Raw genomic sequence first — 20,827 nt, forward strand, 5'->3', positions numbered from 1 at the left:
ATCGTCAAGCTGCACTTTCTGGTGCTGCCGATCTTCGGCACGGTAACCGATTCCTCCCAGAAATCGGCGGGAATCAGTTTCTATCCGGCCTTCAACTACGTGGGCGGCCGCAATGCCGACGACCATGCCGAGCTGAGCGGCCTCAGGGACGTGAACTGGGCGGCGGCGTGCGCTACACGACCCAGTGGCTGGAAGCCCATGCGGAAATCCGCCACGGCTTCAACGGTCATCACGGGATCGTCGACGAGGTCGGTGTCGATGCGATCGCCCATCCGAGCGACCGGCTGACGGTGAAGTTCGGCCCGCATCTCGCCTTTGTCGATTCCGACTAAATGTCGACCTATTTCGGCGTCTCCAGCAGCGAGGCGGCGGCCTCGGGTGGCGTGCTCACCACCCATGATGCGGGCGGCGGCATTCGCGATGTCGAGCTTGCGCTCGGCGCCGACTACATGATGAGCGACAAGGTCACGCTCTACGCGGATGCGGAATATCGCCGGTTTTGCTGGGCGATGCGGCCGACAGCCCGATCGTCAAGCGCACCGGCAGCGCCAACCAGTTCACCGCAAGCCTCGGCCTGACCTACCGCTTCTCCTGGAACGTCGACGGCAAGTAAGACCGTCGACGCCTGTCACGATCTCCTAAGCATGGGGCCCGTTCAGCCGATTTCGTCTGAACGCGAGACTGCACTTTAGTGACCGGCGATGCCCTTGTAGGCGCTATCGCCCCAAACAGATGGCACCCGCGCATCCCGGCCGCAGCCCTTGCGGTAGCCCTTGTAGGCGTCGGCGCGGGTGACATAGCCGAAACGACTCAAGGTGCGCTCCTGGCTCTTGTAGTAGTTCTGGTGATAATTCTCGGTCGGCCAGAAGGTCGCCGAACCTTCGATCGGCGTCACCATTGTTTCGCCCAGTTCGCCCTCATCCTTCGCCTTCACCTTCTTCGCGGCCGCCTGCTGCGCATCATCGAGCACATAGATCGCGGTGTAATAGGCGTGGCCGCGATCGCAGAACTGGCCGCCCGCATCCGTCACATCGACCGAATGCAGGAAGATGTCGACGAGCTTCTCGTAGCTCACCACGGCCGGGTCGAAGGTGACCTTCACCACCTCGCGGTGACCGCCGGAAGTGTAGTCGTCATAGGTGGGGTTCTTCGTCGTACCGCCCGCATAGCCGGAGACGGTATCGGAGACACCGGCCACATGGTCCATGTCTGATTCCACGCACCAGAAGCAGCCGCCGGCAAACAGCGCGGTTTCGGCATGGACGGACGGGGCGGACAAGACGGGAGCGGGCAAGGCCGAGAGACAGAGCCGCGATCAAGGCGAGGAAGCACATGGGTTTCCTCCGTGTCGAACGTTGTTCCCCGACATAGAGCGCACCGAGCGAGGCGTCACGTCACGTCCACGTGCATCGCGCGAAGGTGATGGGCGTGTGAGGGGAGAATGCGGGGCGCGGAACATGTGGCCCATCCTTCGAGACGCACTCTGACGAGCGTTCCTCAGGATGACCTTATCGTGTTGTTATTTGGTGAGAAACCGTCAACACACACACAACGTCATCCTGAGGAGGGCCTAAAGGCCCATCTCGAAGGATGGGCCACACATTCCGGCACCCCCTAAACGAAAGAGGCCGCCCCGAGGGACGGCCTTCCCGATCCTGATGATGCTCGGTGTGCCTATGATCGGGCTTCTTGCGTCGAGGTCGTCAGGCCCGACCAGTCGATGTTGCGGGTTGCGAACATTACGGTTGCCAGCACCAGGAAGGCGACAATGGAACCAGCCAGCAGGGCGTAATCCTGATCGTTGAGGATCAGGTAGATCACCCCATAGATGATCGTCAGCGCGGCGCCGGTGATCGCTCCCGCCTTTGTACTGTGGGCGAGCGTTGCGATGTAGCTCGACACAAGTACGGCAGTTGCGGCGAAGACGGAGAAATAGGCGAGCGCGAAGCCCACCTGTTCGGTAAAGGCCAGCAGCAGGACGAAGAAGATCACCAACGCGAAACCGACCAGCAGATATTGCATCCAGTGCAGCCCCCAGCCCGAACGGAGCTCCAGCACGAACACCGCCATGAAGGTGAGACCGAAAAAGGCGATGGAGTATTTCAGCGAGCGCGCCACGGTCTGATAGATGTCGAGCGGATCGACGAAGGCGGTTTCCAGCGAAGGCGACAGCGAGAGCACGGCCCCCAGTTCCGCCCTGCCGACGCCGCGCGCCAGGAACGGGATCGACCAGTCGGCGGTGAAGCCATCCTCGCGGATCTCGTGCCGGTCGGGCAGGAAATTGCCCGAAAAGCTGGGGTGTGGCCAGTTCGACGTCATGGCGAGGGTCGTCGACTGACCGACCGGGGCGAAGGCGATCCGGCGCGATCCGTTGAGCGCGATGTGCGAGCTAAATTCGAAACCGTTGCGCCAATCCTCCCGGCTGAGCGGCAGATGGATGCCGCTCCGACCTGAACGGCTCCCCTCGGTGATAAACGCCGCACCGTTGAGACCGGGCTCGAAATTACGAGCATCACCGCCGACGGAGATGGAGACATCTTTCTTGATCGCGCGCACGTCCGCAATACCGAAGAAGAGAAAGGCCTCGTCCGGTTTCAGGACCATCTCGTCACCACCCGCAAGATTTGCTATATCGATCTCGACTGGAGCGAAGCGGCCGGTCAGGTCGATGGACGACCGATAGACCGGCAGAGTGAAGATCGAGCGATGGCACTCCTCCACGGCCGTATCTGCTTTGACGGCCAGCTTTTCCGGGAACAGGTAGATGAACTTGCGCCGGATGCCGGGAAGAAGTTTGGCCTCCCCGCGGCTCGACGTATCGCCGATCTTTTCCAGGACAGGCACGGCGATGATCGGACCGACGACGGACTGATCACGCCCCCAGGCGGTGGCGATCTCACTTGCGACGACGCGCGCGCTGCGCACGATCCTCCACCAGCATCCAGACCAACATGGCGAGCACCAGCAGGGCAAATACCATAACGCCGATGACGACGGCCTTGGTCGCAGGAAGCCGCATGACGGAAGAAGAGCCGGGCGCCCGCGGCCACGGTAGGTTCGTTTCGCTCATTCCCATACTCCGCAAATGACTTAACCGCATGGATGCCGCTGAGGTAACCGGCTCTGCCCGGCGAAAATACGGAGGGATTTTGATCGATTCAGGCGCAGATGGGGTGGGAAAACGGCAAAAGCCGCTGCGTCAAACAAAAGGCCGCCTCAAGGGACGGCCTTTCGAAATTCCAATGAGATCGGGGCGCCTACATCCGGCGCTCAACCATCATCTTCTTGATTTCGGCGATCGCCTTGGCCGGGTTCAGCCCCTTGGGGCAGGCCTGCGAGCAGTTCATGATGGTGTGGCAGCGATAGAGCCGGAACGGATCTTCCAGCGCATCCAGACGCTCGCCGGTTGCCTCGTCGCGGCTGTCGGTCAGCCAGCGGTAGGCCTGCAGCAGGACCGCGGGCCCAAGGTAACGGTCGCCGTTCCACCAGTAGCTCGGGCACGACGTCGAGCAGCAGGCGCACAGGATACATTCGTACAGGCCGTCGAGCTTGGCGCGATCCTCGTGGGACTGCAGCCATTCAGCCTCCGGCGTCGGCGAGGTCGTCTTCAGCCAGGGCTCGATGAAACGGTGCTGGGCGTAGAAGCGGTTCATGTCCGGCACGAGATCTTTCACCACCGGCATGTGCGGCAGCGGGTAGATCTTGATGGCCCCCTTCACCTCGTCCATGCCCTTGGTGCAGGCCAGGGTGTTGGTGCCGTCGATGTTCATCGCGCAGGAACCGCAAACGCCCTCGCGGCAGGAACGGCGGAAGGTCAGCGTCGAATCGATCTTGTTCTTGATGTAGATCAGTCCGTCGAGGACCATAGGCCCGCAATCATCCGTATCGACGTAATAGGTGTCGAGAGCCGGGTTTTCCTCGTCATCCGGGCTCCAGCGGTAGATCTTGTACTCGCGTACGTTGGTCGCACCGGCGGGCTTGTCCCAGACCTTACCCTTCTTGACCGTCGAATTGCGGGGAAGCGTCAACTGAACCATTTCTTTGCTCCGCTTGAACCGGGGGTCATCATCTCGGCGATATCAGGTTGCATCGCCATTGAGGTCGACCAGCAGGACATTCTCATCCGTCTCGCCTTCGACCACAAAGCCATGTGCCGTCAGGGTCTCGCGCGGGTCCCACTTTCAGGCCGCGCTGCAGTTCGTTTCCATCAACACCGCGCGCGGCCATTGCGCCCGCGGCGTCGCCTCCAGATAGGGCCATCAGGACACGGTCCTCGAAGCCCTCCACATCAATCTTCATCACGTCCGGCCGGACGATGCCCGCCTCGTGCAACACATCGGCAAGCGGGCGGACCGGAACCTCCGTCGCGGTCCAGATGCCGGCCTGGCCGTCGGCGAATTCGCCCGCGAACGTCACAAACCCGCAATCGGTCCCCGAGAACCACAAGGTCAATTGACCCGGCTCCTCGCCTACCGCGGTGTGCGCCACGTCGATGGCGCCGAGGCCGTTACCGGTACTGGCACCATCACCCGCGCCGTTCGCCGCGATGTTGAATGTCAGCTTCTCCGCCGTGGCGAGTGCCACCTCTATCGCCAGAACGCGTGCGCCGCGGCGCGCGGCAAACAACGCATAGGTGCCGACATTGGCCCCGATATCGACAAACACCGTGCCGGGCCGCAAAAGCCCGCCGAACAGCACGTGCTCGCTTTGCTCGGGCAAGCGCGCATGCGCCAGGATCTTGCGATCGTCGTAGTTCTCGCCCGGATAAAGGCGGAACTTCAGTCCGTCGACCTCCGCATCGAACGGACCGGGAAACATCCGAGAGATGAACCCGCCCGCCGTACGGCGCAGTTTCGCGCGAAAGCCGCCGCCGTCGATCAGCCGCCAGGCCAGCCGCTCCACGCCGCCTGCGGGATAGGTCCCGAAAGGGTGAGAGCGTGTCGATCTGAGCGGCCACGCGCGCCCCCTGGGGCGTCACCTTTCACCGACCCTCAGTAGACGCGCACCTTGGGCGCGATCTTCTTCGGGTCGATACCGCCGTCCTCGAACTTGGTCAGCGGCTCGGTCACGACCGGACGATAGCCGATCTTGACATCGCCCGCCTCGTTCACCCAGGCGATCGAGTGCTTGCGCCAGTGCTCGTCGTCGCGACCGTCGAAGGGGCCGTCCTTGTAGTCCTCGCGGGCATGCGCGCCACGCGATTCTTTGCGGACCTCGGCGGAGTAGACGGTCGTGATGGCGTTGGCCATCAGGTTGTCGAGCTCCAGCGTTTCCACCAGATCGGAATTCCAGATCATCGAGCGGTCGGAGACCTTGACGTCCGGCAGTTCCTTCCACAGCGCGGAGATGCGCTGGCACCCCTGCTCCAGGCTCTCCTGGGTGCGGAACACCGAGGCGTCCTCCTGCATGGCGCGCTGCATCTTCTCGCGAAGCTCCGCCGTCGGCTGGCTGCCGTTGGCGTGGCGCACCCGGTCGAAGCGATCCATGATCTTTTCGATCTGGGCCTCGCTTGCGGTCGGCACAGGCGCGTTCCGGTCGATCGTCTGACCGGCGCGGATTGCGGCCGCACGGCCGAAGACCACCAGGTCGGTCAGCGAGTTGGACCCCAGACGGTTCGCGCCGTGCACGGAGGCACAGGCCGCCTCGCCCACGGCCATCAGGCCGGGAACGACGTTGTCGGAACCGGAACCCTTGCCGCGCTGCACTTCGCCCCAGTAGTTCGTGGGGACGCCGCCCATGTTGTAGTGGACAGTCGGCAGCACCGGGATCGGCTCCTTGGTGAGATCGACGCCCGCGAAGATGCGCGCCGATTCGGAGATGCCGGGAAGCCGCTCATGCAGCAGATCGGAATCGAGATGATCAAGGTGGAGGTAGATGTGGTCCTTCTTCGGACCGACACCGCGCCCCTCGCGGATCTCGATGGTCATGCAGCGCGAGACGACGTCACGCGAGGCCAGATCCTTGGCGGACGGCGCATAGCGCTCCATGAAGCGCTCGCCCTCGGAGTTGGTCAGATATCCGCTTTCGCCGCGCGCGCCCTCGGTGACCAGGCAGCCTGCGCCGTAGATGCCGGTCGGGTGGAACTGAACGAACTCCATGTCCTGAAGCGGCAGCCCCGCACGGGCCACCATGCCACCACCGTCGCCGGTACAGGTATGGGCGGAGGTGCAGGAGAAGTAGCTGCGGCCGTAACCGCCGGTCGCCAGAACCATCGTCTTAGCGTTGAAGCGGTGGATGGTGCCGGTATCGAGGTCCCAGGCCACGACGCCCTGGCAGACGCCGTCATCGGACATGATCAGGTCGATCGCGAAATACTCGATGTAGAATTCCGCGTTGCTCTTCAGCGATTGACCGTAGAGCGTGTGCAGGATGGCGTGACCGGTACGGTCGGCCACCGCACAGGTGCGCTGCACCGGGGGACCGTCACCGAAGTTCTGCATGTGGCCGCCGAAGGGCCGCTGGTAGATCTTGCCTTCCTCGTTGCGCGAGAAGGGCACGCCGTAGTGCTCAAGCTCATAGATGGCGGCGGGCGCCTCGCGGGCGAGATACTCTATGGCGTCGGTGTCGCCGAGCCAGTCGGAGCCCTTCACCGTGTCGTACATGTGCCACTGCCAGCTGTCCGGCGTCATGTTGACGAGAGAGGCGGCGATGCCGCCCTGGGCGGCAACCGTGTGCGATCGGGTCGGGAAGACCTTGGAGATGCAAGCCGTCTTCAGACCCTGCTCGGCCATGCCGAGAGTTGCGCGAAGCCCTGCGCCACCGGCACCGACGATGACCACGTCGTGATGGTGATCGACATAGGTATAGGCACGGCCACCCGTTGCAGGTGTGCTCGATTGAGTAGCGGACATGGGCTCAGACCCCGAAGCTGATCTTGAGAATCGCAAAGACCGAGGCAAGAGCGACGATCGTGCAGAAGAAAATGTTGGCCATCAGGCAGATGGTCTTGACCAGTTCGCCCGAGACGTAGTCCTCGAGGATGATCTGCATGCCGAGCTTCATGTGATAGACCACCGAAAGGATGGCCAGGATCAGGAAGATGGCAACGACCGGCGAACCGATCACAGCAACGGCGGTGGCATGATCGGCGCCCTGCATCGCAATCAGCAGAACGACGAAAAAGATCGTGAGCGGGACATTGGCGATCCCGGTCAGGCGCTGGTGCCAGAAATGTCCGGTGCCTTCGCGGGCGGAACCGAGCCCGCGGACCTGGCTGAGGGGCGTGCGCATGCTCATAAGCTGGATCCTTGTCTATCAAGCGATGGCGAGGGCGATGATCCACACCACGACGGTGAGAGCGATCGAGCCGGCTGCGTTGACGAAAGCGATCTTGTCTAGGGTTCCCTTTTCCATGCCGCGACCGGTATCCCATAGGAAATGGCACAGGCCACCAAGGAGATGGAACATCAGGGCCCAGGTGAAACCGGACAGGACCAGATAGCCGAGAATCGAGCCGAACAGGCCGGCGACGAAATCGTAATAAGCGGGGCCGGTGACGATCGAAACGAGCCACCAAGCGACCAAAAGCATGCCGATATAAAGTCCGACACCCGTGATCCGCTGAAGGATCGACGTGACCATCGTCAGAATCGGCTTATAAATCTGGAGATGAGGCGATAGCGGCCGAGCGGCCTTGACGTCGGATTGCGACATACAGAGATCCTTTCCTTTTACGTAAGCGTAAGAAAATACAGAATTATTTCGCTGGTCGTTCGAGCCCTATCGTACGCGCACGTCAAAGGCTGCATTCATCTTGAGGATAACATAAAGCGAAATTGCGTTCATCAAAAGCGAAGTCCGACCTTACCCAGGGGCCGTGCGAACAGATGCTCAGGCACACGGAACCCCAGCAATTCCACGAAGAAGAGCAGGTAACCGTTCGTCGCCCATCCGCCCCGTCTTGGCGCGTAGCAGCTTACCTCAGCGGAATGCCGGACGCTTTGCATGCGCGATGCAGACGCTTTGCATGCGCGATGCACTTGTGCAGATGAACCATCAGAACCGTACCGAAAATCGGCGCCAGAAGGTTGACGATGGGAATCACCAGAACCGCGGCGATGATCAGACCTGCGACGAAAACCTCCTCCCCATGCGCCTTGCCCAGGCGTTTGGCGTCGGCGGGCGCCAGAAAGCGCATGGCGGCGAATTCGAAGAACTCGCGGCCGATCAGGTAGCCGTTGACTAGGAAGAAGGCGACGACGTTGACGCCGGGAATCAGCAGCAGGAAGAGCGCCACGATGTTGCCGAGGATGACGACACCCAGAAAATTCACCGACAGGATGATGGAGGGAATGAGCGGCATGGTGCGCCCCGTCGGATCCGTGGGGTAGTCGGCCGCCTCCACCTTTTCCGCGATCTCGTCCTGATAGAGCGCGACGAACACCGTGGCGACGGAGGCGATCAGAAAACCCAGCCCGATGAAGGCGCCGATGCCGGTGACAACGCTGAGCGCGGTATCGGCCCAGGCATAGGCGGAAAGGTCGATTAGATAGGTCACGCACCATTCGATCGCGATCCAGAGGACGGCGAGAAGCGCGAGCGTGATGCCGAGGGACTTCCACAGGATCGTGCGAAAGGGCCGCGAGAGGACTTGCGCAACACTGCGCACGGCAAGGGAGAGCATGCGAAACCTGTCATCCGTGATCGATGGGAGATGACATAGCCGCCGGAAGGCGCGCGTACAAGCGCGGCTGCAGAACCCGGCCCTTCAGGAACAAAGAGCTATCGCGTCAACCAAGGACGCCGGACGAAACGAAACCGTGCCCGACGTCTTTTCCGGGCACGGTGCGAAAAAGGGCTCAGTTCTGCGCGTATTCGCGATAGTTCGATTGCAGGATTAACTCGTAAGGCACCCAGTCGAACTACTGCGCATATTGGCCGGTTGCCATGAGATAGGCATCCTCCACGGCGCGTTCGGCCTGCTTGTTGGCATCTGAAACAGAGAAACCTCCAGAGTTCCCGCCTCGATTTCCGCCAGAGCCGCGGGCGTGCCGTCGGTTCCGCCGATCACCACGTCGTCGAGCGACACGCGGGCCTTCTTGTAGGCGTTGATGGCACCGATCGCCATTTCATCGTTGTTGCAGGCAATGATGTCCGGCCGCGCGCCCTTGGCCAGAAGACCGGACATGATCGCTTCCGCCTCTGCCCGGTCCCGGTTGGCCATCGGTTCGTGGATGACCTCGATCCCCGGCTTTTCTGCCAAGATCTCCTTCACGCCCTCGGTACGCGCCTTGGCTGCGGGATGGTCCGCACCACCGTGCAACAGCACCATCTTGCCCTGGCCGTTGACCAGAGACGCGAGCATGCGCATCTGGACGCAACCGGCCACGAGTTCGTTGGAGGTCACGATCGCCACCTTGCCGGGAAATTTGAGCTGGGGCGGCGTCCGGTTGACATAGACGAGCGGCACTCCCGCGTCGGCGGCAAGCTGATTGACTTCTTCCGTCATGTCGGAATCGGCCGGATGGAAGATGATGGTGTTCACACCCGACTTGATGAATTCCTTGATCTTCTCGATCTGCTTGGCCGGATCTCCGTCGGCCATGGTCAACTTGTAGCTCATGTCGGACTTCGAATTGGCGTGCTCGACCAGGGCGTCGTGCAACAGCGTCAGGAACCCCTGGTTCAGCTTCGCCATCGCAATGCCGATTTTCACTTCCGCGCTCGCGGCCGCGGGTACCATCATCCCTAGGACGACGAACAGGGCGAGGAAACGTCTCATCATGCCTTGTCTCCGGCTTTCGATGCGCACCATCATCAGGCCGCGCATACCGTATTCAGGAACTTGTGCATCTCCGAACGGAGCGTTTCCGCCTGCTCGGCCAGTTCGTTCGCCGCGTAGTTGACCTGCGAGGCGGCGGAAGCGGATTCCTGGACCGCCTCGCCCGCATGCGCGGCCTCGATCGTGGCGTTGAGGGCCAGAAGGTTAGTCTGCGTGGCGATCTCGTCGATCAGGCCGATGATCGCCCCGATCTTTTCCGCATCCGTGCGCAGGCCCGTCATGCGGATATTGGTATGACGCGCTTCATCCACCGCGCGCGAGGCGACGCTCGTGGAGTGCTGCACCTGCTGACCGATCTCTCCGGCGGAGCCGGACAGGATCTCGATCGCGCTCGCCACGGTCTCCACGTTGTGCGCCGCCTTTTCCGCCGCCGTCGCCACGACGGAGCATTGCGAATTGGTCTCTTCAGAAGCTGCGGTCAGCGTGCCGACCGTCGCCTGCAACTCGATCGCGGCGGAGGCAACCATTTCGACGACCTCGCCAACGGCCGACTCGAATTGATCGGCGAGGGCGTGCATCTCGCGGCTCCTCTTTTCGTCGTTCTTCTTCTGCAGCTCTTCCTGTTCGGAGCGCAGTTTCTCCGCTTCGATCAGGCCGTCCTTGAAGACCAGAATGACGGCAGCCATGGAACCGATCTCGTCACAGCGTTCCGTACCCGGCACGTCCGTATCCATCTTGTTGTCGGCCAGGTCCCGCATCGCACGGGTGATCCGCATGATCAGCTGCGACACGCTGCAAATGTTCAGGATGGCGACGAGCAGGCCGAGCAGCACGATGACGCCCAACGCGATCACCATGCTGGTGCGCGAGGTCACGCTGATATTCGTCGCGGCTTCAGAGGTGCTGGCGGCGCGCGCTTCCCGGTAATCCAGAACCGACTTGGTCGCGTCGTAGAACACCTTCGCGTCCCGGCGCAGATCCTTTTGAAGAACCTCTTCCGCCAGAGATCGCTGACCGACCTTGTCCAAGGCGGTCACCTCTTCCGCCACCGCCAGGAAGTGCTGCCAGGCATGGTTGAGTTCCGTGGCCATCCGCTGCTCTTCTTCGCCTTTGATATCTTGGGCGAATCCGGTCCAGGCCTGCGAGAAAGCGACACGCACCGTGTCCGGTTCCGAGGCAATGGTGGGATCGTTGGCGCCTGCATAGTGGTGCAGGATTTCGAATGCATTCAGCTGCTGGCTGAGGCGCGCCATGTTGCCAAGCATGGAAACACCCTTGAATTCCTCGGCCAGATTGGAGGTCATCTGGCTGACTCCGGCCAGTCGCTGCAGCGCAAAGACCCCCCAAACCCCACGACAAAAACAATTATAAGCCCATATATGATAAACAAAATCAACAGTATTGAAATATTATTCATCCGATTTTACAATTAACGAACTGACAGAATTCCACCTATATTATATATTTTTATATACAATAGTATTTTTAATACATGATAAGATGTATCTATACATATTTTTATTATAAAAATTGTTGAATTAAGAATTAAATATCAGAAAAAACGTAGTTTTAATTGATTTTCGCGCATCCCTTACAACGCGAACGACTTCATGCGAAGGTTGAAACTCCCCTTCAGCGCGCGGTTAGGCGAGAAGCGAAAAATCGCCACAATAAATCGCTGGAAATCTGCGCGCTTGTCGGTCATATTCCGCGCGCGTCCAGGACCGGAACGGTTCCGACGACAAAGCTGTGGCGAGCCGGAACGCGCCTTGGCCCTCTTTCGAGAAGTCCGGCGCCAATTCCCTGGCCAGAAACATACTGCCAGACCGTGCTGGACGACATCCCGGCACTGGCCAGAGGCTTCGCCAAAGAACAAAGCTGCCGAGAGACGCAGAGACGGGCGGACCGAACAGGTCGCGCCGGGCTCGCGTCCGGGACGACAAATGGAAGCGCGCATGGCGATGATCGCCCGGCCGCCTCCCGACAGACAAAGAAGGACCTTGTCGATGTCGATCACGCCTGAGCGCAAGCAGGAACTGATCAAGGAATACGCGACGAAGGAAGGTGATACCGGATCCGCCGAGGTCCAGGTCGCCGTTCTGACCGAGCGGATCACCAACTTGACCGAGCACTTCAAGACCCACGGCAAGGACAACCATTCCCGCCGCGGCCTTCTGGAGATGGTCAGCCAGCGCCGTCACCTGCTCGGCTACGTGAAGGGCAAGGACGAGGCACGCTACCAGAGCCTGATCAAACGGCTCGGTCTGCGCCGCTAGTTGCGCAATAAGACGAGGCAGCGGGCCCGGGGCCCGCTGCGTTCGTATCGGGCCCTTGAATTTTCGGGCGAGAGACCTTGAGAGGGATCGTCGCCTGGCCCAGAGGCCCGCAGGACCATGGGGCGAGATCGCCGGATGCTTTTCACTCACGTTTCATGCGTGCGAAAAGCTTCTTGCCGTCTTGCCCGTGGCTCGTCTGAAGAAACGGAGTGGGACGCCCGTCAACGGCTCAAGCCCCGCACCGGACTTAAAAACCCGGCCGGTAACTGCGATCCGCGATGTTTTCGCGGCGCACCGGTCGCATTCAGGGACGCTCCCCAACCGGACGCCTCCTGGGAAGGACAAACCATATGTTTGATATCCGACGTGAAGAAATAGAGTGGGGCGGACGACCGCTGATCCTGGAAACGGGCAAGGTCGCCCGCCAGGCCGACAACGCCGTGATGGCCACCTATGGCGAGAGCAAGGTGCTGGCCACCATCGTCTCCGCCAAGCAGCCCAAGCCCGGCTTCGATTTCTTCCCGCTGACCGTGAACTACCAGGAAAAGGCGTTCGCGGCCGGCAAGATCCCCGGCGGCTTCTTCAAGCGCGAGGGTCGTCCTTCGGAAAACGAGACGCTGGTTTCGCGCCTGATCGACCGCCCGATCCGCCCGCTCTTCGCTGAGGGCTACAAGAACGACACGCAGGTCATCATCACCGTTCTCTCCCATGACCTGGAGAACAACCCTGACATCCTCGCGATGGTCGCGGCGTCGGCAGCGCTGACGCTATCGGGCGTTCCCTTCATGGGCCCGATCGGCGGCACGCGCGTCGGCTACAAGGACGGCAAGTACATCCTGAACCCGCTGGTCGACGACATGGCCGACAGCGAGCTCGACCTGGTCGTCGCCGGTACGGGCGATGCGGTGCTTATGGTGGAATCGGAAGCCAAGGAGCTTCCCGAGGACGTCATGCTCGGCGCCATCATGTTCGGCCACAAGTCCTTCCAGCCGGTGATCGACGCGATCATCCGTCTGGCGGAAAAGGCCGCCAAGGAGCCGCGCGAACACGTCGTGCCCTCCCATGACGAGCTGTTCGCCAAGGTCAAGGGCATCGCCGAGGTCGACCTCGCCGCCTCTTTCCTGATCGCCGACAAGATCGAGCGTCAGGACAAGGTCGGTGAGGCCAAGGACAAGGTCATGGCCGCGCTGATCGTCGAGGGTGACGAGAACGCGCCGTACAAGAACGTCGTCGCGGACCTGTTCAAGAAGCTCGAGGCGCAGATCGTGCGCGACCGCATCCTCAACGAGGGTGCCCGCATCGACGGTCGCGACCTGAAGACGGTGCGTCCGATCACCTCGGAAGTCGGCATCCTGCCGCGCGCCCACGGTTCCGCGCTGTTCACCCGCGGTGAGACGCAGGGCCTCGTGGTTACCACGCTCGGCACGGGCGACGACGAGCAGTTCGTCGACGCGCTGACCGGCACCTACAAAGAACGCTTCATGCTGCACTACAACTTCCCGCCCTACTCCGTGGGCGAGACGGGCCGCATGGGCTCCCCGGGACGCCGCGAGATCGGCCACGGCAAGCTGGCATGGCGCGCCATTCATCCGATGCTTCCCGCGCACTACGACTTCCCCTACACGCTGCGCGTGGTCTCCGAGATCACCGAGTCCAACGGTTCGTCCTCCATGGCGACCGTGTGCGGCACCTCGCTGTCGCTGATGGACGCGGGCGTTCCGCTGACCCGTCCGGTGGCGGGTATCGCCATGGGCCTGGTGCTGGAAGGCGACAAGTTCGCGGTTCTCTCCGACATCCTCGGTGACGAGGATCACCTCGGCGACATGGACTTCAAGGTGGCCGGCACGTCGGAAGGCGTCACCGCGCTGCAGATGGACATCAAGATCGCCGGCATCACCGAGGAGATCATGAAGATCGCCCTCAGTCAGGCCAAGGAAGGCCGGATGCACATTCTGGGCGAGATGGGCAAGGCGCTGGGCGAAGCCCGCTCCGAGCTCGGCGAGTTCGCTCCGCGCATTGAGGTGATCAACATCCCGGTCGACAAGATCCGTGAAGTGATCGGCTCCGGCGGCAAGGTCATCCGCGAGATCGTGGAAAAGACCGGCGCCAAGATCGATATCTCCGACGACGGCACTATAAAGGTCGCCTCTTCCGACGGCAAGGCGATCACGGCGGCGGTCAACTGGATCAACTCCATCGCGGCCGAGCCGGAAGTGGGCATGCTCTACGATGGCACCGTGGTGAAGACGGTCGATTTCGGCGCCTTTGTCAACTTCTTTGGCGCCAAGGACGGTCTGGTCCACATCTCCCAGCTCGCCCCGCACAAGGTTGCCAAGACGACCGACGTCGTCAAGGAAGGCGATAAGGTCAAAGTCAAGCTGATGGGCTTCGACGACCGCGGCAAGGTCCGCCTGTCGATGAAGGTCGTCGACCAGGAGACCGGCGAGGAGATCAAGCAGGGCGAGTAATTGTCCCGCTGATTTCACGAGGCTTTCGAAAGGCCGGAGCGGCAACGCTCCGGCCTTTTTCGTGTTCGGGAAGGGCAGGAAAGAAGAGGACCGGAGGCGCTTCAGCGCCCCTGATGTCTGGATTCCGGATCAGCGCTCGGCTCCGCCTCACTTGTCCAGAATGAGGGTGGCTGGGCTGAGTTGTAAATACAGGCCAGCACCGATGCTGGCCTTAACGCCGCGGCGGGACCATTGCCGGGGCTTTCTGAGGGGCCAGGAGCGGCATGCACATCACCCGCGCGTGCTTACAACTCGCCCCTTGCACGTCATTCCGAGCGGTCTGCGCCGCAGGCGCATAGCAGACCCAGAATCCAGCGCAACACGTTGCGGCGATACCGCGCCGTTCCCCTTCGCAGATCCCCGCACCGACCTTAGTTGAGCGGTACGGACAGTTTCATCTGACCGGATACGGCGTTGTAGTCCTGAGCCCCGATACCGTCATAGCTGCCGTTGGCCTCCACACGGACGCCGGAGGGCATGCACACGTTGACGCCGAGTTCCGCCTTAGCCGCGCAGTTCCACCCCGGCCGAGGACGTGGCGGTCGTCATCCCGTAAGTGTCGCGCTTGAAATTCCAGATCCCGGTAACCTTGGCCGAGCGAGATCGTCAGGCCGGATGCGCTGAGATAGGTGTAGGTAATCTCCGGACCGAAATCGAGCTGGCCGACCCCGACCGTCTGCTCGGGGATGAAGACGTGGAGCGAGTCCGTGTAGCTCTACTGCGTCTCTTCCATGTAGGCGACGTTGGCGGAGGGGCGGAAGTTCCAGCTCCGGTAGCGCCAGTCCCCGATCACCCCGGCCCTGACCAGCCAGCGCGTCGTGGTGAAATCGTCCGTGTAGGTGTTGAACGGGCTGATTTCGTTGGCCGACATGCCTCAGGCGGCGCGGGTATCGAAATAGAGATTGTTGGTCAGCCGCACCGTGGCGTAGGGCCCCGCCATCCAGCCGACGCCGTTGGCATTGGCGTTCAGGGTCGTGAAATCCTGATCCAGATAATCGAGCTGCACCAGGGCACCGACGAGGATTCGATCGCTCAGCAGATAATCCGCACCCGCGTGGAAGATGGCGAAGACGCCATCGCTGTCAGTGCCGCCGGCATTGTCCTCAAACCACGTGAACGAACCGCGAAACCAGACGTCCCACAGCGTCTCTTCCGACGGCAATCCGCTCGGGTTTGTTGGCGAACACGCCGGAGGTCGCCAGAAGCGCCTGCTTGGCCCTGTCCTGCGCGGCATAGGCGGAGCGAATTTGCGATACGGAGCTTTCGAAAACCATCGCCACGGTACTCACGCCCGCCTGTGTGGCCGTGACGTCGAAGGGGGTGCCCGTGCCGCTGTCCCCCCGCCGCCGAAGCGGTTGCGAAGCCGATCGATGCGCCGGTTCTGCCCCGGTTCGTTCGACAGCATCATGTCGACGCGCTTTCGCAGGAAGCGGTTGATCACCTCCGTCGTGCGCTCGCGTGAATTGACCGCCCCGAAGGTACAGGCGATGGACTCACTTCCTTCCAGGGTGATGCTCGCGGAGCCGGAGGAGACGCTGACCGTGGAGTTGGTCGTGCCGCCCATCTTTACGCAGGCGATGCTCATCAGGCCGAAACCGTCCCGGACGTCCGGCTTCGGGCAGTGAGAGCGTATAGCTGCCGGAAGTCAGCGAAATGGCGCCGGAGGTGCCGACGCCGCCGCTGGTTACAACGACCAGCCCGTCAAGCAACGGGGCGGTCGAGGAGAAGGTAAAGGTGCCGTCTCCGCTGAACTCACCGCCACCGTGACGGAACCTGCTGCTGGACTTGCAACATGTCGCTTGCCGCGGCAACCGTGGTCGCGACCGAGTTGACCGTCACGTCGAGCGCCGCGGTGGTGAACACCACCTTGCTCGTCGACGCCCCGCTTGGAATGCTGATATTCACGGCGAAGGAGCAAGTGTCGCCCGGCCCCAGCGACCCGCCCGACATGGTCAGGCTCGTACCGTCGGAAACGGTCGCGCCGCAGGAAATGAACCCGTCGACCGGCATGGTGAAGCCCAGGCCCGAGGCAGTTGCCACGGAATCCGGGTTTTCGATGGTGAACGCGGCCGTTGCCGTGCCGCCGGGTGCTACGGGGTTGTTGGTGAACTGCATCGTGAAGTTCAGGTTGGCGCCGGGATTGGTGATCTCCAGCGTGTCGGAAGCGGCCGGCGCAATCTGCGTGGTCGTCTCAAACAGGGCGCCGGACGTGCTGTTGTACGAGCCCGGAGGCGCCATGGAGGGAACCAGCAGATCGACGTGAACTGACAGGTTTCGGACGCACTGAGGCTGCCGCCTGTGAGCTGCAGCGCACTTGTGCCGCTGAGTGCAGACCCTCCTCCGCACGGATTGCTGGGCAGAGAGCCGGTTATCGCAAAACCGGAAAGCGCGGCATCGTATCGTCCGTAAAGCGGATGTCAGTAAGTGCACTGGCGCCGGCTGGGTTGAGGATCGTGTAGGTGACCGAAACAGTACCGCCGGGAGCCACCGGATCGCCGGAAAAGCTCTTCTGCAAGGGTGACGTTGGTGGGCGAGACCGTCAGTTCGTCGCTGGCTGCGGCAACGGTGTCGATATTGCCGCCGATATCCACGGACACACCGTGCTGGTGGTATTGGTGTGAATACCCGCCGGGGCGTCGGAGGGAATGGAAACGAAGACTGAGAAGGTACAGGTCACCCTGCCGGGCAGGTTCGACACGGTGCCGGTAATGTTGGTCGTGCCCGTCACCGACCAGGTGGCGCCTCCGGTACAGCTTCCCGAATCGGCTGTCGCGCTGGCGGAAAAGCCCATCGCGGTGAGATCGTCGGTAAACGTCGCATTGTCGATCGCCACCGAATTGATCGAGTTGTCGAGCGTGAACTCCAGGGTCACCGTCCCGCCGGTCTCCACCGGATCGTCGGTGAAGCTCGTGGAGAAGATGATGTTTTCGTAAGGCGACAAGACCGTCAGCGTGTCGTTAATTCCGGCTGCCGTCGTCAGCGTGTTTCCATCCACCGAGGACTAGATCGCGGAAGAGGTGCTGCCGTAGACATAGGCATCGGCGCTTGAGGGAACGGTGAACACGGCGGAGAAGGTGCACGACCCGCCCGCAAGGATGTTGCCACCGCTCAGGGTCAGCGTTCCGGTACTGCCACTGCTCAGCGTCAGGGTGGAGCCGGAACCGCACGGATCGCTCCTACGAGCGTGGCATCGATCCTACGAGCGTCAAGCCCGGTGAAGGCAGGCCCATCCCGTTCAGATTGTCGGTGAAAGCGATGGAGGTGGCATCATCGCCCGTATTCGGGTTGGTCAGCGTGTATTCGAGCGTCACATCGGCCCCGGCCGTCACCGGATCGTCGGTGAAGCTCTTCGTGCCGGTCACCACCACCACGTCATTTACCTCGAGCGTATCGCTCGCCGCGCTGGAAGTCGCGGTAACCGTGCCGCCTCCCGTATCGCCGCTGACATAGGACGTTGTGTTCGGATAGGAGCCGGTCGCGGCCCCTCCGGGAACCTGCACGGAGACCGTGAAGGTGCACGAGTCGCCTGCCGCAAGCGTGCCGCCGGCAGGCGAGATCGTGCTCGTGCCGGAAAGCGTCAATCTGGTTCCGAAGACATTGGTGGTAGGCAGGCCCGTCGCCACCGCACCGCTCAGCATGCTGTCGAGATCGTCAGTGAAGGCAAGGGAGCTGATGGCCGTCGCTTCGTCGTCATTGCGAAGGGTGAATTCCAGCGTCACCGTGCCGCCGGGAAGAACCGGATCATCGGTGAAGATCTTGACGAGATTCACGTCGAGCGCCGGGGCGGACACCACGAGCGTATTGGTGGCGGGAGCGCCGGTGCCGCTGTCGCTCGTCACATCGCTCGACGTGGAGACGAAGCTCCCGGCAGGTTGATTACCGGGCATCGTAAGCGTCAACGTGATCGTGCACAAGCCGCTGGCCACGAGATTGCCTACGCTCAACAGCAACGACGGCGTTCCGCTGACCTCCTGCGTAAAGACGAACGGCCCCGAACCGCAGAGGTTCGAACCTGTACCCGAGGTCACCGACGCTTCGGCCATGTCGGCCAGGTTGTCGGAGAACACGATGCTGCTCAGCACGGTCGTGCTGCTCGGATTGATGATCACGTATTCCAGGGTGACGCTATCCCCGGCCGAGATCGAATCGTCGGTGAAGGACTTCGTCATCACCGGCGGCGTCGAGACAACGTTGAAGGAGGTGCTTGCCGGATCGCCGGTGACCGGGGAGCCGCCGACATCGCCGCTCAGCGAGCTTGAGGTACTGGTGACGGTTCCACCCTAAGCAGACGAAGGAACGTCGAGCGTCACCGTGAAGGTACAGGAGCTGCGCGCATCGAGCGAGGCGCCGGAAAGCGTTAGCACCGTGGACCCCGTCAGTTATGCGCCGGATCCGCAGAACCCGTCGGCGGGCAGGGAAGATACCGTCAGGCCGCTCAGGGCGCCGTCGAGATTATCGGTGAAGGTGATCGACGTCGCGCCGGTGCCCGTATCCGTGTTGGTCAGATCGATCGAGCTGCCCGGCGCCGCCAAGGTCCTGTTGAACTGCTTGACGAGCGTCAGGTCGCCGGTCGGCCCGGTCACGGTCAGGGTGTCCGTCGCCGTGCCCGACGTGCCTTGCGAGGAGGTCAGGTTGGCGGAGTTCACATAGGTGCCGGCACTGGTATTGGTGATGTCAACCGTAACCGTGCACGACCCGGCCGCGGTGGAGAAACCGCCGGCAAGTTGGACCGTCTGCGACCCGGACGTCGCGGTTGCCGTTGCCCCGGTACAGTCTGTTGTCAAGCTGCTCGGAGACGCGACCTCGAGGCCGGAGGGCAGCGTGTTCGTGAAGGCCACGCTCGTGACGATCGTAGCCGTGGGATTGGTAATCGTATAGGTGAGCGTCGAGGCGGCACCTATACCGACGGAACTCGGCGAAAACGCCATGTCGAATTCCAGTCGGGTGGAATCTCCACGGTCAAGCTCGCGGAGGCGGTTCCGGCGCTGCCCGCGCTGGTGCTGAGAGCGCCCGACAAATTGTTGTACGAGCCGGCCAAGGCCGCGGTCACGCTGACGGAAACCGTACAGCTGTCATTCCCGCCCACACTCGCGCCATTTGCCGAACCGTCGCCTTTGAAGGTGAACGAGTCGGTGGAATTCACCGTGACGACAGCGGTCGAACAGGTGGTTTCGGTCTGGGGGAACATCCGCAACCGTCATGCCGGCCAGCAGCGTGTTGGAGAAGGTCATCCAAGTGACCGACGTGCTCGTTCCGTTGGTAATCGTGAAGGTGAGAACGGATTCGAATCCGGCAGCGATCGTGCTAGGTGAGAACGCGGCGGAGAACGTCGGCTGGGCACACACCGTCTGAGCTGTCGTCAGCATCGCTCCGAGCAGCAATGCGATGACGGCAAAAAACTTCCTGGCCCCGGTCATTCGAAGTCCTTCCGATAATTTCCGCAAGTCGGATGGTCGGACGTGATCCTGCGTTCCGAATTCTCACACCGCAGTTCTACGGAACCTCTTCCAATGCGCATTCGAGGCAAGTTCGCGTCGTAACTTGGTTGTTCTCTTATTATATTCAGTATTCTGAACATATCCACAGACACTTCTGATCAAGTGAGAGTCTGGCGGGAAGGACGTTACGTCAAGTATAGATATGAAAGAGGGTGAGACTATTCAGGACTGGGGTGCGTTTCTGCCACAATCCCGCCGTGTTTCGCGCCGGACCGACAACCGGCCGACGGACGGGGGCATGCGGTCACGCTGACGTGGATGCGCGAAGGCGCGCCGGGCGGAACAGGGTTCCGCCGCACTGCGAGACACAGGCCGAAACAAAGAAAAGCCCCGCCGGAGAACCGACGGGGCTTTGATACTTGGTGCGTCCTGGATCCGATCGTGGGATCGGGCAGGCCTCGGATTTGCGACCTAGAGGGACGCGAGAGCGGCCTGGATGTTCTTCAGATCGTCGAGCTTGGTGGAGGCGGCGATGCGCTGATCGTCGTCCTTTGCGTCGGCAAAGTCTTCTTTCGCGTGGTGGATCTGTTCGGCGATGTCCTCGGCCTTGATATCGGCGACGTCAGTCGCCTTTTCGGCGAGGATCGTCAGGCCCTTGGAATTCACGTCGGCGAAACCGCCGATGATGTAGAGCTTCCTCTCGTGACCGTCTGCATGCTCAACCGTGACGACACCCGGACGGATGGTCGACATGGCGGCGGCGTGGCTCTTGTAGACGCCGAAATCGCCGTCCGTGCCCGGCACGACCACTCCACTCACCGCTTCGGAAAGCAACAGACGTTCCGGCGAAACGAGCTCGAACTGAAACAGTTCCGCCATGACAGG

General features: G+C 61.8%; 27 protein-coding genes. 5 read left to right on the forward strand and 22 right to left on the reverse strand.

Going from position 1 to position 20,827, the window contains the following annotated elements; all coding sequences use genetic code 11:
- The first annotated feature begins 167 nt into the window (after positions 1-167).
- Together QNJ43_RS09825 and QNJ43_RS09830 are read left to right on the forward strand one after the other, a co-directional pair.
- Positions 168-332: a hypothetical protein gene (locus tag QNJ43_RS09825; RefSeq protein WP_300469522.1), complete on the forward strand. Its 165-nt coding sequence runs from the start codon at positions 168-170 to the stop codon at positions 330-332.
- The gene (locus QNJ43_RS09830; RefSeq protein WP_300469524.1) at positions 333-578 is read left to right on the forward strand and encodes a MipA/OmpV family protein; all 246 of its coding nucleotides are present in this window, start codon (positions 333-335) and stop codon (positions 576-578) included.
- Between the two features lie 110 nt (positions 579-688).
- On the opposite strand, the gene msrA is transcribed toward QNJ43_RS09830, so the two are convergent.
- The 12 genes from msrA to QNJ43_RS09890 form a co-directional block, all read right to left on the reverse strand.
- Entirely contained in the window at positions 689-1,279 is a 591-nt protein-coding gene (gene msrA, locus QNJ43_RS09835; protein WP_300469526.1) for a peptide-methionine (S)-S-oxide reductase MsrA, read from the reverse strand.
- Between the two features lie 395 nt (positions 1,280-1,674).
- Entirely contained in the window at positions 1,675-2,925 is a 1,251-nt protein-coding gene (creD, locus tag QNJ43_RS09840; RefSeq protein WP_300469528.1) for a cell envelope integrity protein CreD, read from the reverse strand.
- Positions 2,897-3,070: a hypothetical protein gene (locus QNJ43_RS09845; protein ID WP_300469530.1), complete on the reverse strand. Its 174-nt coding sequence runs from the start codon at positions 3,068-3,070 to the stop codon at positions 2,897-2,899. Before QNJ43_RS09845 ends, creD begins: the two co-directional genes overlap by 29 nt.
- A gap of 187 nt (positions 3,071-3,257) precedes the next feature.
- On the reverse strand, positions 3,258-4,037 hold the full coding sequence (locus tag QNJ43_RS09850; RefSeq protein WP_300469532.1) for a succinate dehydrogenase iron-sulfur subunit: 780 nt from the start codon (positions 4,035-4,037) through the stop codon (positions 3,258-3,260).
- Between the two features lie 82 nt (positions 4,038-4,119).
- The gene (locus QNJ43_RS09855) at positions 4,120-4,902 is read right to left on the reverse strand and encodes an FkbM family methyltransferase (RefSeq protein ID WP_300469534.1); all 783 of its coding nucleotides are present in this window, start codon (positions 4,900-4,902) and stop codon (positions 4,120-4,122) included.
- Between the two features lie 89 nt (positions 4,903-4,991).
- On the reverse strand, positions 4,992-6,851 hold the full coding sequence (gene sdhA / locus QNJ43_RS09860; RefSeq protein WP_300469536.1) for a succinate dehydrogenase flavoprotein subunit: 1,860 nt from the start codon (positions 6,849-6,851) through the stop codon (positions 4,992-4,994).
- Between the two features lie 4 nt (positions 6,852-6,855).
- Positions 6,856-7,236 (reverse strand): succinate dehydrogenase, hydrophobic membrane anchor protein, encoded by a 381-nt coding sequence (gene sdhD, locus QNJ43_RS09865; RefSeq protein ID WP_346432918.1) that lies wholly within the window; start codon positions 7,234-7,236, stop codon positions 6,856-6,858.
- Positions 7,237-7,254: 18 nt separating this feature from the next.
- Positions 7,255-7,653, reverse strand: coding sequence for a succinate dehydrogenase, cytochrome b556 subunit (sdhC, locus tag QNJ43_RS09870; RefSeq protein WP_300469538.1), 399 nt, complete (start codon positions 7,651-7,653; stop codon positions 7,255-7,257).
- A 262-nt stretch (positions 7,654-7,915) separates the two neighbouring features.
- Positions 7,916-8,623 carry a sulfate transporter family protein gene (locus tag QNJ43_RS09875; protein WP_300469541.1) on the reverse strand — a complete coding sequence of 236 codons (708 nt, stop codon included), beginning with the start codon at positions 8,621-8,623 and terminating at the stop codon, positions 7,916-7,918.
- A 213-nt stretch (positions 8,624-8,836) separates the two neighbouring features.
- Positions 8,837-9,769, reverse strand: coding sequence for a substrate-binding domain-containing protein (locus tag QNJ43_RS09880; protein ID WP_300469544.1), 933 nt, complete (start codon positions 9,767-9,769; stop codon positions 8,837-8,839).
- Positions 9,757-11,025: a methyl-accepting chemotaxis protein gene (locus tag QNJ43_RS09885; RefSeq protein WP_346432919.1), complete on the reverse strand. Its 1,269-nt coding sequence runs from the start codon at positions 11,023-11,025 to the stop codon at positions 9,757-9,759. The genes QNJ43_RS09880 and QNJ43_RS09885 overlap by 13 nt, the downstream gene beginning before the upstream one ends.
- A 287-nt stretch (positions 11,026-11,312) precedes the next feature.
- The gene (locus tag QNJ43_RS09890; protein ID WP_300469546.1) at positions 11,313-11,738 is read right to left on the reverse strand and encodes a hypothetical protein; all 426 of its coding nucleotides are present in this window, start codon (positions 11,736-11,738) and stop codon (positions 11,313-11,315) included.
- On the opposite strand from QNJ43_RS09890, the gene rpsO reads away from it, so the two are divergent.
- Together rpsO and pnp are read left to right on the forward strand one after the other, a co-directional pair.
- Positions 11,728-11,997, forward strand: coding sequence for a 30S ribosomal protein S15 (gene rpsO, locus QNJ43_RS09895; protein ID WP_300469549.1), 270 nt, complete (start codon positions 11,728-11,730; stop codon positions 11,995-11,997). The genes QNJ43_RS09890 and rpsO overlap by 11 nt on opposite strands.
- A 350-nt stretch (positions 11,998-12,347) precedes the next feature.
- Positions 12,348-14,465 carry a polyribonucleotide nucleotidyltransferase gene (gene pnp / locus QNJ43_RS09900; RefSeq protein ID WP_300469551.1) on the forward strand — a complete coding sequence of 706 codons (2,118 nt, stop codon included), beginning with the start codon at positions 12,348-12,350 and terminating at the stop codon, positions 14,463-14,465.
- A gap of 754 nt (positions 14,466-15,219) precedes the next feature.
- On the opposite strand, the gene QNJ43_RS09905 is transcribed toward pnp, so the two are convergent.
- The 7 genes from QNJ43_RS09905 to QNJ43_RS09935 all read right to left on the reverse strand — a co-directional run bounded on the left by QNJ43_RS09905 (position 15,220) and on the right by QNJ43_RS09935 (position 18,586).
- Positions 15,220-15,375, reverse strand: coding sequence for a hypothetical protein (locus tag QNJ43_RS09905; protein ID WP_300469553.1), 156 nt, complete (start codon positions 15,373-15,375; stop codon positions 15,220-15,222).
- Between the two features lie 3 nt (positions 15,376-15,378).
- Positions 15,379-15,666 carry an autotransporter domain-containing protein gene (locus QNJ43_RS09910; protein WP_300469555.1) on the reverse strand — a complete coding sequence of 96 codons (288 nt, stop codon included), beginning with the start codon at positions 15,664-15,666 and terminating at the stop codon, positions 15,379-15,381.
- Positions 15,608-15,793 (reverse strand): hypothetical protein, encoded by a 186-nt coding sequence (locus QNJ43_RS09915; protein WP_300469557.1) that lies wholly within the window; start codon positions 15,791-15,793, stop codon positions 15,608-15,610. Before QNJ43_RS09915 ends, QNJ43_RS09910 begins: the two co-directional genes overlap by 59 nt.
- Entirely contained in the window at positions 15,790-16,089 is a 300-nt protein-coding gene (locus tag QNJ43_RS09920) for a hypothetical protein (protein WP_300469559.1), read from the reverse strand. The genes QNJ43_RS09915 and QNJ43_RS09920 overlap by 4 nt, the downstream gene beginning before the upstream one ends.
- 167 nt (positions 16,090-16,256) lie before the next feature.
- Positions 16,257-16,742 (reverse strand): hypothetical protein, encoded by a 486-nt coding sequence (locus QNJ43_RS09925; protein WP_300469561.1) that lies wholly within the window; start codon positions 16,740-16,742, stop codon positions 16,257-16,259.
- A gap of 301 nt (positions 16,743-17,043) precedes the next feature.
- The gene (locus tag QNJ43_RS09930) at positions 17,044-17,499 is read right to left on the reverse strand and encodes a hypothetical protein (protein ID WP_300469564.1); all 456 of its coding nucleotides are present in this window, start codon (positions 17,497-17,499) and stop codon (positions 17,044-17,046) included.
- A gap of 181 nt (positions 17,500-17,680) precedes the next feature.
- Complete coding sequence (locus QNJ43_RS09935; RefSeq protein ID WP_300469566.1) at positions 17,681-18,586, reverse strand: hypothetical protein; 906 nt, start codon at positions 18,584-18,586, stop codon at positions 17,681-17,683.
- Between QNJ43_RS09935 and QNJ43_RS09940 the strand changes: the two genes are divergently transcribed.
- Positions 18,573-18,788, forward strand: a complete 216-nt coding sequence (locus QNJ43_RS09940) for a hypothetical protein (RefSeq protein ID WP_300469568.1) — start codon at positions 18,573-18,575, stop codon at positions 18,786-18,788. The genes QNJ43_RS09935 and QNJ43_RS09940 overlap by 14 nt on opposite strands.
- Positions 18,789-18,883: 95 nt before the next feature.
- Here the strand turns inward: QNJ43_RS09940 and QNJ43_RS09945 are convergent, their stop codons facing one another.
- From QNJ43_RS09945 to QNJ43_RS09955, 3 genes are all read right to left on the reverse strand, one after another.
- Positions 18,884-19,432 carry a hypothetical protein gene (locus tag QNJ43_RS09945; RefSeq protein WP_300469570.1) on the reverse strand — a complete coding sequence of 183 codons (549 nt, stop codon included), beginning with the start codon at positions 19,430-19,432 and terminating at the stop codon, positions 18,884-18,886.
- Between the two features lie 144 nt (positions 19,433-19,576).
- On the reverse strand, positions 19,577-19,921 hold the full coding sequence (locus QNJ43_RS09950) for a hypothetical protein (RefSeq protein ID WP_300469572.1): 345 nt from the start codon (positions 19,919-19,921) through the stop codon (positions 19,577-19,579).
- A gap of 492 nt (positions 19,922-20,413) precedes the next feature.
- On the reverse strand, positions 20,414-20,821 hold the full coding sequence (locus QNJ43_RS09955; protein WP_300469574.1) for a F0F1 ATP synthase subunit epsilon: 408 nt from the start codon (positions 20,819-20,821) through the stop codon (positions 20,414-20,416).
- Positions 20,822-20,827: the final 6 nt, after the last annotated feature.

The organism is Breoghania sp. (genome assembly GCF_030066895.1).
GTDB lineage: Bacteria > Pseudomonadota > Alphaproteobacteria > Rhizobiales > Stappiaceae > Breoghania.

Coding starts and splice junctions, on each gene's coding strand:
- QNJ43_RS09830 (WP_300469524.1), top strand. CDS start 333: ATGTCGACCTATTTCGGCGTCTCCAGCAGCGAGGCGGCGGCCTCGGGT.
- QNJ43_RS09845 (WP_300469530.1), bottom strand. CDS start 3,070: ATGAGCGAAACGAACCTACCGTGGCCGCGGGCGCCCGGCTCTTCTTCC.
- QNJ43_RS09850 (WP_300469532.1), bottom strand. CDS start 4,037: ATGGTTCAGTTGACGCTTCCCCGCAATTCGACGGTCAAGAAGGGTAAG.
- sdhA (WP_300469536.1), bottom strand. CDS start 6,851: ATGTCCGCTACTCAATCGAGCACACCTGCAACGGGTGGCCGTGCCTAT.
- sdhD (WP_346432918.1), bottom strand. CDS start 7,236: ATGAGCATGCGCACGCCCCTCAGCCAGGTCCGCGGGCTCGGTTCCGCC.
- sdhC (WP_300469538.1), bottom strand. CDS start 7,653: ATGTCGCAATCCGACGTCAAGGCCGCTCGGCCGCTATCGCCTCATCTC.
- QNJ43_RS09875 (WP_300469541.1), bottom strand. CDS start 8,623: ATGCTCTCCCTTGCCGTGCGCAGTGTTGCGCAAGTCCTCTCGCGGCCC.
- QNJ43_RS09880 (WP_300469544.1), bottom strand. CDS start 9,769: ATGCGCGGCCTGATGATGGTGCGCATCGAAAGCCGGAGACAAGGCATG.
- QNJ43_RS09885 (WP_346432919.1), bottom strand. CDS start 11,025: ATGACCTCCAATCTGGCCGAGGAATTCAAGGGTGTTTCCATGCTTGGC.
- rpsO (WP_300469549.1), top strand. CDS start 11,728: ATGTCGATCACGCCTGAGCGCAAGCAGGAACTGATCAAGGAATACGCG.
- pnp (WP_300469551.1), top strand. CDS start 12,348: ATGTTTGATATCCGACGTGAAGAAATAGAGTGGGGCGGACGACCGCTG.
- QNJ43_RS09905 (WP_300469553.1), bottom strand. CDS start 15,375: ATGTCGGCCAACGAAATCAGCCCGTTCAACACCTACACGGACGATTTC.
- QNJ43_RS09920 (WP_300469559.1), bottom strand. CDS start 16,089: ATGAGCATCGCCTGCGTAAAGATGGGCGGCACGACCAACTCCACGGTC.
- QNJ43_RS09925 (WP_300469561.1), bottom strand. CDS start 16,742: ATGGCGCCTCCGGGCTCGTACAACAGCACGTCCGGCGCCCTGTTTGAG.
- QNJ43_RS09940 (WP_300469568.1), top strand. CDS start 18,573: ATGCTGCTCAGCACGGTCGTGCTGCTCGGATTGATGATCACGTATTCC.
- QNJ43_RS09945 (WP_300469570.1), bottom strand. CDS start 19,432: ATGGCGTTTTCGCCGAGTTCCGTCGGTATAGGTGCCGCCTCGACGCTC.
- QNJ43_RS09950 (WP_300469572.1), bottom strand. CDS start 19,921: ATGACCGGGGCCAGGAAGTTTTTTGCCGTCATCGCATTGCTGCTCGGA.
- QNJ43_RS09955 (WP_300469574.1), bottom strand. CDS start 20,821: ATGGCGGAACTGTTTCAGTTCGAGCTCGTTTCGCCGGAACGTCTGTTG.